2 protein-coding genes are annotated in these 1,871 nt (G+C 44.6%); both read left to right on the top strand.

The genetic code is table 11. The features are described from left to right. Positions 1–454, top strand: a 454-nt coding sequence (locus ACP45E_RS08730) for an efflux RND transporter permease subunit (protein ID WP_141707263.1), incomplete at its 5' end; no start/stop codon positions are given. Between the two features lie 362 nt (positions 455–816). Further along, the coding region (locus tag ACP45E_RS08725) for a serine hydrolase domain-containing protein (protein ID WP_069584902.1) at positions 817–1,871 on the top strand (1,055 nt) is incomplete at its 3' end.

Genomic DNA, 1,871 nt, shown 5'->3' with positions numbered 1-1,871 from the left:
ACCCGCTGCTATTATCATTGCAGCGCCTTCCGCCGCCCTAGGTGCTTATCTTGCGCTTTCTCTAACAGGTCTGGCTATGACACTTTACGGTCAAATCGGATTGATTCTGCTCATTGCTTTAGCCGCGAAGAATGCCATTTTGATTGTTGAGTTTGCCAAAATTCAACGTGAAGAACATGGTCTTAGCATCGAAGATGCAGCAGAGAAAGGCGGTACTATGCGTTTCCGAGCAGTCAATATGACCTCATGGTCTTTTATTTTGGGTATTTTGCCCCTCGCTTTTGCCTCGGGTCCCGGTTCAATTGCACAAAATGGCACAGGTCTCACCCTATTAGGAGGAATTCTTTGTGTGCTCGTGCTAGGGGTGGTGATTACTCCTGGATTCTACGCCGTATTCCAGCGACTCAGAGAGCGTTTCAATGGTTCTAAACCAGTGAATATTTCTCTCGATTAACGGGGAAACACGATTCTAGCCACAGTCAGTAAGTGGTTGCAAATCGCATAGGAAAAGTGCGAAACAGCAGGCGTCACTTTTCCTTAAACCATTGTTATAAAATGAAAAACATAACTAAGTTACCGAGTTTTATAACGAACAAGAATAACCCTTCATTGACTGAAATTGGTCGTATAAAAGGTCATCCTCATTGAGCAGATGACCTTATCCAACCCCAAAAAATGTGACCTTACCGCCAATATTGACTTCAACGCATCAAAACTGTCGAAGTGTCACCAAATGACCCATCACTTTGTCCGGTAAATCGTTATATTCACTCACGTTTTAATGTTCCATAAATTTGTCACAAGATAGGAAAAATAATGAAACTAAAACCACTCACTTTACTTGTCTCTGTACTTGCTTCACCCGTATTTGCAAGTAGCTCAGCAAGCTCAGTTGAACAACCATTGAATCCCGTAGAAGCTGCTCTGAAAGCGGAAGGCGCAATGGTAAGCCTGCCGGTCGATGCGGCAAAGGAATCATTTACACCAGAATTTATTGACGCTGCACGTGCTAACTTCAACAACTTCCACTGGCAAATGGGTGGCGACCACTCTATGTATTACAACATGCACATGAGTGAATTCATGCCTACTGCTCTCGCTTCCCCAAGTGAAGAGTATAAGCCACTGGTTAAAGCCATTAACAAAGACCTTGGCGACTTAAAAGTAGTCACAAAAACCAAGGGCGAAATGACCATGGATCAGTACGTGAATGATCCTCAGTTCCGTACCCAAGGTTTCATGCTGATCCATGAAGGTAAGATCGTTTACGAAGCCTACCCTGGTATGAAGCCAACCGACCGTCATATTTGGGCATCTTCTGCAAAAACAACCGTTGGCCTTGTGACAGCAATGCTGGTTGAAGAAGGCAAAATCGATCCTAAGAAACCAATCACCACTTACATTCCAACGTTAGTTGGAACCGTTTGGGATGATGTCACTGTGTTGGATGCGCTAAACCACACTACCGGCCTAGATAACGAAGAAACACTAGAATCCATTCTTAACCCAGATTCTCCCGTTGTTCGATTCTTTGCCTCTGCATTCGGTTCACCACGTTACTCAACCGGTGAAATGGAAGGTTGGACAGACGTAGCACGCGACACTCAAAAAATTGAGGGTGAAGGCGCTGGCGAACACTTTAGATACGCATCAATGAACACCATCGTGCTCACCAAAATGATTGAAAACATTGAGAACACAGCGTGGACTCAAGTGTTTGAAGATCGTGTATGGAGCCACGTAACGGCACGTCAACCAATGTTATTTAACCAAACCCCAGACGGTATGGCGATTGCTGTAGGTCTCGTTGAAACCACTCTTGAAGATAAAGCGCGTTTCGGTACGTTATTTACTCAGATCGGAAGAGCGGT

This window comes from Vibrio genomosp. F10 str. 9ZD137, assembly GCF_049974785.1.
GTDB lineage: Bacteria > Pseudomonadota > Gammaproteobacteria > Enterobacterales > Vibrionaceae > Vibrio.
The sequence above is the reverse complement of the archived record's forward strand: the minus strand, read 5'-3'. Positions and strand labels throughout refer to the sequence as shown.